Annotated in this window: 4 protein-coding genes and 1 pseudogene; all 5 read left to right on the forward strand. The window is 69.6% G+C overall.

Features of this window, described 5'->3' with window-relative positions; translation table 11 throughout:
• Window positions 1-2,047: pseudogene (gene uvrA / locus I5E_RS22190) on the forward strand (excinuclease ABC subunit UvrA); the annotation flags it as partial.
• Window positions 2,048-4,102: an excinuclease ABC subunit UvrC gene (uvrC, locus tag I5E_RS19030; protein ID WP_022908387.1), complete on the forward strand. Its 2,055-nt coding sequence runs from the start codon at window positions 2,048-2,050 to the stop codon at window positions 4,100-4,102.
• Window positions 4,103-4,355: 253 nt separating this feature from the next.
• Window positions 4,356-5,258: an RNase adapter RapZ gene (gene rapZ / locus I5E_RS19035; RefSeq protein ID WP_022908388.1), complete on the forward strand. Its 903-nt coding sequence runs from the start codon at window positions 4,356-4,358 to the stop codon at window positions 5,256-5,258.
• 75 nt (window positions 5,259-5,333) lie between these two features.
• Window positions 5,334-6,314 carry a DNA-binding protein WhiA gene (whiA, locus tag I5E_RS19040; protein WP_022908389.1) on the forward strand — a complete coding sequence of 327 codons (981 nt, stop codon included), beginning with the start codon at window positions 5,334-5,336 and terminating at the stop codon, window positions 6,312-6,314.
• A 257-nt stretch (window positions 6,315-6,571) separates the two neighbouring features.
• A partial coding sequence (gene gap / locus I5E_RS19045) for a type I glyceraldehyde-3-phosphate dehydrogenase (RefSeq protein WP_022908390.1) occupies window positions 6,572-7,489 on the forward strand: 918 nt, incomplete at its 3' end.

Below are 7,489 nucleotides of genomic sequence, written 5' to 3' on the forward strand. Positions count from 1 at the left end.
TGGTCCTCGGCGACCCCGAGGCGTCCCTGCGCGACGGGCGTGCTGCTGCCGTGGACCGGGACGAAGCGGGCTCTACTCGTACTTCGAGAAGCTCCTCGCGGGCCTCGGCAAGGACCTCGGGTTCGACCTGGACACCCCGTGGAGCAGCCTCGACCCGTCGGTGCAGGCAGCGATCCTGACGGGCAAGGACTTCCAGGTGTCGGTCTCCTGGCGCAACCGGTTCGGCCGCGAGATGCGGTACACGAGCGGGTTCGAGGGCGTCATGCCGTACATCGAGCGCAAGTTCGCCGAGGCCGAGTCCGACTCGCAGCGGCAGCGCTTCCAGGGCTACCTGCGCGAGGTGCCCTGCCCGGTGTGCGACGGCACGCGACTGAAGCCCGAGGTCCTGGCGGTGACGGTCGACGGCCGTTCCATCGCCGACGTCACGGACATGTCGCTCGACAACGCCTACGGCTTCATGGAGAGCCTCACGCTGACCGACCGCGAGGCGCACATCGCCGCGGCCGTCCTGCGCGAGATCCGGGCGCGGCTCGAGTTCCTGCTCGAGGTCGGTCTGAACTACCTGACGCTCTCCCGCGGGGCCGGTGGCCTGTCCGGCGGCGAGGCACAGCGCATCCGCCTGGCGACCCAGATCGGTTCCGGTCTGACGGGCGTGCTCTACGTCCTCGACGAGCCGAGCATCGGGCTGCACCAGCGCGACAACCGCCGACTCATCGACACCCTCGTCAAGCTCAAGGACCTCGGCAACACGCTCATCGTCGTCGAGCACGACGAGGACACCATCCGCACGGCGGACTGGGTCGTCGACATCGGTCCGGGTGCTGGTGTGAACGGCGGCAACGTCGTGCACTCCGGTTCGTACGAGGGGATCATCGAGAACCGCGACTCGATCACCGGCGACTACCTCGCCGGTCGGCGCGCCATCGAGGTGCCGGCCGAGCGTCGGAAGGTCAACCTGAAGCGCACGATCAGCGTGCAGGGTGCGCGGGCGAACAACCTCAAGTCGATCGACGCGGACTTCCCGCTCGGTGTCTTCACCGCGGTCACGGGGGTGAGCGGCTCCGGCAAGTCGACGCTCGTCAACGACATCCTCTACAAGGTGCTCGCCAACCAGCTCAACGGCGCACGGCACATCGCGGGGAAGCACACGCGTGTGAAGGGGCTCGACCAACTCGACAAGGTCGTGCACGTCGACCAGGCGCCGATCGGCCGGACCCCGCGGTCGAACCCGGCGACCTACACCGGTGTCTTCGACCGCATCCGGCAGCTCTTCGCCGAGACGCCCGAGGCGAAGGCGCGTGGCTACCAGCCCGGTCGCTTCAGCTTCAACGTGAAGGGCGGTCGCTGCGAGAACTGCTCCGGTGACGGCACGATCAAGATCGAGATGAACTTCCTGCCGGACGTCTACGTCGCGTGCGAGGTCTGTGGCGGTGCCCGCTACAACCGCGAGACGCTGCAGGTGCACTACAAGGGCAAGGACATCTCCGAGGTCCTCGACATGCCGATCAGCGAGGCGGCCGAGTTCTTCGAGCCGATCTCCGCCATCCACCGGTACATGGCGACGCTGGTCGACGTCGGGCTCGGGTACGTGCGCCTCGGCCAGAGTGCGACGACCCTGTCCGGCGGTGAGGCGCAGCGTGTGAAGCTCGCGACCGAGCTCCAGCGACGCTCGAACGGCCGCACCGTCTACGTGCTCGACGAACCGACCACCGGTCTGCACTTCGAGGACGTCCGGAAGCTCCTGCTCGTGCTGCAGAGCCTCGTCGACAAGGGCAACACCGTCATCACGATCGAGCACAACCTCGACGTCATCAAGTCGGCCGACTGGCTCATCGACATGGGGCCGGAAGGCGGTTCGGGCGGTGGCACGGTCCTCGCGACCGGGACGCCGGAGCACGTGGCGAACGTGCCCGAGAGCCACACCGGCGTGTTCCTCAAGGAGATCTTCGACGCACAGGACGCCCGGGTCGGCAAGGAGCAGGCCGTCGGCGCCCGGACCGCGACGCAGAAGCGTCCGAAGGCGAAGCAAAAAGCGGGTGCGCGGTAGGTGGCGGACACCGTCTCCTGGCGACCGAAGGCGGGGGAGATCCCGACCGATCCGGGCGTCTACCGCTGGCGTGACGAAGCGGGTCGGGTGCTCTACGTCGGCAAGGCGAAGAACCTCCGTGCCCGGCTGAGCAACTACTTCGCCCCACTGCCGACGCTGCACGAGCGCACCCGGCGGATGGTGCTCACGGCACGCAGCGTCGAGTGGACCACCGTCGGCTCCGAGATCGAGGCGCTGCAGCTCGAGTACACGTGGATCAAGGAGTTCGATCCGCCGTTCAACGTCAAGTTCCGTGACGACAAGTCCTACCCGTACATGGCGATCACCCTCGGTGAGGAATCACCGCGGGTGATGGTCACCCGGAACCGGAAGATCAAGGGCGCGAAGTACTTCGGGCCGTACCCGAAGATCTGGGCCGTGCACGACACGATCGACCTGATGATCAAGGTGTTCCCGATCCGCACCTGCTCGGACTCGTCCTACAAGAAGGCGATGCAGACCGGCAAGCCGTGCTTCCCGGGGCAGATCGGCAAGTGCGGCGGTCCGTGCTCGCAGAAGGTCACGATCGCCGAGCACCGTGCGATGGTCGAGGAGTTCATCCGCTTCATGGCGAGCTACGACCGACGTGTCATCACCCAGCTCCGGCAGCGCATGGCCGCATCGGCCGACGCGATGCAGTACGAGCAGGCGGCGAAGTTCCGCGACCAGGTCGGCGCGCTCGAGGCAGTGCTCGAGAAGTCCGCGGTCGTGCTCCGCGACTCGGTCGACCTCGACCTGTTCGGCATCTCCGAGGACGAGCTCGCCGCGGCCGTGCAGCTGTTCTCGGTCCGCGGTGGGCGCATCCGCGGTGTGCGCGGATGGGTGGTCGACAAGGAGCTCGACATCTCGACCGGCGACCTCATCGAGCAGATCGTGCAGGGGCAGTACGCGACGGGCGACGAGCCTCCGCGCGAGGTGGTCGTCCCGGAGCTGCCCGAGGACGCCGACGCGCTGCAACAGTGGCTCAGCGAGCGCCGCGGTGGCCGCGGGACGAAGCTCAGCACCGCCCAGCGTGGCGACCGTGCCGGGCTCGCCCGGACGGCGGCGCAGAACGCGGCGCAGGCGCTGATGCTCTACAAGACCAAGCGGTCGGCCGACTACACGACCCGGTCGGCGGCGCTGGCGGACATCCAGGACGCCCTCGGGATGACCGAGGCACCGCTCCGGATGGAGTGCTACGACATCTCGCACCTGCAGGGGACGAACGTCGTCGCGTCGATGGTCGTGTTCGAGGACGGCCTGCCACGCAAGGACCAGTACCGTCGGTACACGATCGCCGAGACCACGGACGACACCGACAGCATGTACCAGGTGCTGACCCGGCGACTCGCGCGCCTCGACGAGGACGCCGAACTGCCGGACGTGCCCGACGTCACGAGCGACGAGCTGGTCGAGGGCTCGAAGCCGACCAAGCGTTTCGCGTACCGGCCGCAGCTGCTGATCGTCGACGGCGGGCAACCGCAGGTGCAGGCGGCGAAGCGCGCGATGGACGAGGCCGGCGTGCGGGACATCGCCCTCGTCGGGATCGCGAAGCGGCTCGAGGAGCTCTGGCTGCCGGACGACGACTTCCCGGTGATCCTGCCTCGCAACTCCGAGGCGCTGTTCCTCATCCAACGGATCCGTGACGAGGCGCACCGCTTCGCGATCACGCACCAGCGGACCCGTCGCAAGCGCGACGTCCGGTCGCGGCTGTCCGAGATCCCCGGCCTCGGGCCCACCCGCGTGAACGCCCTGCTGAAGCACTTCGGTTCGGTGGCGCGGCTCCGCGAGGCCACGGCGGAGGAGATCGGCGAGGTGAACGGCGTCGGCCCGGCGACGGCGGCGGCCGTGGTCAGCAAGCTCGCCCAGACCCCCACGAGCGCGCCGGAAGCGGCCGACGCCGGGTCGCCGACGAGCGCGCCGGCGACGAGCGCACCGGACGGAGTGGACGGAGACGCCATGGCGGACGGGCCGAGCGCCCCCGGCACGGCGCGCCTGCCCGAAGTGACCGACGACGGCCCGCACCTGCCCGCATGAGGCGCACCGCGCCTTTGCACGGACGACGCACGCACCGGACGGACCGGTCGGACCCGACCAACGCCACGCACCGCACCGACCGGTCCGACGGCACGGCCCGCACCGACCGCACGCACCGCACGCATCGCACCGCACCGACCGCACCCGACCGGATGACGCACCCCGAGCCCCCCGTCCGGGCGGTACCCTTGTCCCGCAGCCGAGACCTCCCCGGGCGACGCGCCCGGGCCGCCACGACGGAGCCCACTCCCAGATGACCGACAGCGACCCAGCGCCGACCCGATCGCCGCAGCAGCACGACATCCTCATCGTCACCGGCATGTCCGGGGCCGGTCGTTCGACGGTGGGGAAGGCGCTCGAAGACCTCGGCTGGTACGTGGTCGACAACCTCCCGACGCAGATGCTCGCGCCGCTCACCGAGCTCGCGGACCGCGCCGGCGAGAAGATCCCGAAGATCGCCACGGTGGTCGACGTCCGCGGCGGGCGGTTCTTCACCGACCCCGAGCAGGCCGTGGAACAGGTGCGCAAGAGTGCGTCGGCGCGGGTCCGGGTGCTCTTCCTCGAGGCCACCGACGCCGTCCTGGTGCGGCGGTTCGAGCAGGTCCGGCGACCCCACCCGCTCCAGGGTGAGGACACGCTCCTCGACGGCATCGGCCGCGAACGCAGTCGGCTCGCGGCACTGCGCGAGGCATCGGACCTCGTCATCGACACGTCCGACCTGAACATCCACCAACTCGCGAACGCCGTGACCGAGCAGTTCGCCGAGGACCACTTCACCGGCGTGCAGGTGACGCTGATGAGCTTCGGGTTCAAGTACGGACTGCCCGCGGACGCCGACATGGTGGCCGACGTCCGGTTCCTCCCGAACCCGTACTGGGTCACGGAACTCCGCCCGCACACGGGCCTCGACCGACCCGTCTCCGACTACGTCCTGGCGCAGCCCGGAGCCCGCTCGTTCGTCGAGCGCTACGCCGACGTCCTCGAGCCGGTGTTCGAGGGGTACCAGCGCGAGAACAAAAGACACGCTACGATCGCCATCGGCTGTACCGGCGGCAAGCACCGCTCGGTCGCCATCGTCGCCGAGCTGGCGAACCTCCTCCGCGGGATGCCCGACGTCGCCGTGCGTGTGAAGAACCGAGACCTCGGCCGAGAGTGACCGTCCCTCCGGCCGCTCCACACGACGTGCGCCGGGCACGCGGACCCCACCAGAAGAAACGTTAGGAATGATGCTGTGCCGTTGACTGCCGAGGTCAAGGACGAACTGGCCCGGGTCGTCGTGAACCGGAACACGGTCCGCGCCGCCGAACTCGCGACCATCCTGCGGTTCGCGGGTGGCCTGCACGTCATCTCGGGCAGGATCGCGGTCGAGGTCGAACTCGACACCCGGATCATCGTGCACCGTGTGCGCAAGGACCTCGCCGAGCTGTACGGCGTGCGGAGCGAGGCGTCGGTGGGGTCGTCCGCGTCCGCCCGTCGTGGCACCCGGTACCTCGTGCGCGTGCTCGAGGCGGGGGAGACCCTCGCCCGGCAGACGGGGCTCATGGACGCCCGTCGCCGTCCGGTCCGCGGGCTGCCGAACCGCCTCACCACGGGCAACCGTGAGGACCTCGCCGCGATCTGGCGCGGGGCGTTCCTCGCCGCCGGCACGCTGACCGACCCCGGTCGGGCGGCCGCGCTCGAGGTCACGTGCCCGGGCAACGAGGCCGCGATGGCGCTCGTCGGCGCCGCGTCGCGGCTCGGCATCGCCGCCAAGGGGCGCGAGGTCCGGGGCGTGCACCGCGTCGTCATCCGCGACGGCGAGGCCATCGGCCAGATGCTGACCGTGATGGGTGCCGCGCGCACCACCGCCGACTGGGAGGAGATGCGCCAGCGCCGCGAGGTCCGCGCCACCGCCAACCGGCTCGTCAACTTCGACGACGCGAACCTCCGCCGCTCGGCGCAGGCCGCCGTCGCCGCCTGCGCCCGGGTCGAGCGTGCGCTCGAGATCCTCGGCGACGAGGTCCCGGACCACCTCAAGTACGCCGGCTCGCTCCGTCTGGAGCACCGCGACGCGTCGCTCGACGAGCTCGGCCAGCACGCCGAGCCGCCGATGACGAAGGACGCCATCGCCGGCCGCATCCGCCGCCTGCTCGCGATGGCCGACAAGCGCGCGTCGGACCTCGGGATCCCCGGCACCGAGGCGAGCGTCCCCGAGGAGCTCGAAGGGGCCTGATCGCGGTCGCGAGACGTTCCGAGACGGGAGGCGCGGTGCCAGCTGGCACTGCGCCTCCCGTCCGTCTCGGGGGTGATCCAGGGCGGTCGTCACGACCGTCCGGACGGACCGTCATCGCGCGCAGGCGCGCAGTGTCCGACTGCTAGGGTCGTTACGGCGACGTTACGGGGCGTATCGTCCACCACACGTGGGCCCGAAGGGCCACACGACTCCGAAAGCAGCGCCCCCTGGGCGCTCCACACCCACCAGGAGATCCATTGACCGTCAAGATCGGTATCAACGGCTTCGGCCGCATCGGCCGTAACTTCTTCCGGGCGGCCCTCGCCAAGGGCTCCGACCTCGAGATCGTGGCCGTGAACGACCTCACCGACAACGCCGCCCTCGCGAACCTGCTCAAGTTCGACTCGATCACGGGTCGTCTCGGCAAGTCCGTCGAGCTCGACGGCGACAACATCGTCGTCGACGGCAAGGCGATCAAGGTCCTCGCGGAGCGCGACCCCGCCAACCTCCCCTGGGGCGAGCTGGGTGTCGACATCGTCATCGAGTCGACCGGCTTCTTCACCAAGGCCGCCGATGCGCAGAAGCACATCGACGCGGGTGCCAAGAAGGTCATCATCTCCGCCCCGGCCACGGGTGACGACGTCACCATCGTGCTCGGCGTGAACGAGGACCAGTACGACCCGGCGAACCACAACATCATCTCGAACGCGTCCTGCACCACGAACAGCCTCGCGCCGCTCGCCAAGGTGTTCAACGACAAGTTCGGCATCGAGCGTGGCCTCATGACGACGGTGCACGCCTACACCGCCGACCAGAACCTGCAGGACGGGCCGCACAAGGACCCGCGTCGTGCCCGTGCCGCCGCGCTGAACATCGTGCCGACCTCGACCGGTGCCGCCAAGGCCATCGGCCAGGTCATGCCCGAGCTCGCCGGCAAGCTCGACGGCTTCGCGCTCCGCGTCCCGGTCCCGACCGGTTCGATCACCGACCTCACCCTCGAGACCAAGTCCGAGGTCACGGTCGACGAGATCAACGCCGCCTACAAGGAGGCCGCCGAAGGCCCCCTCAAGGGCATCCTGCTCTACAGCGAGGACCCGCTGGTGTCGACCGACATCACCACGGACCCGCACTCCTCGATCTACGACTCCGGCCTGACCAAGGTCATCGGCGGCCTC

This window comes from Curtobacterium sp. B18 (genome assembly GCF_000333375.1).
Classification (GTDB): Bacteria; Actinomycetota; Actinomycetes; order Actinomycetales; family Microbacteriaceae; genus Curtobacterium.

Coding starts and splice junctions, on each gene's coding strand:
- rapZ (WP_022908388.1), top strand. CDS start 4,356: ATGACCGACAGCGACCCAGCGCCGACCCGATCGCCGCAGCAGCACGAC.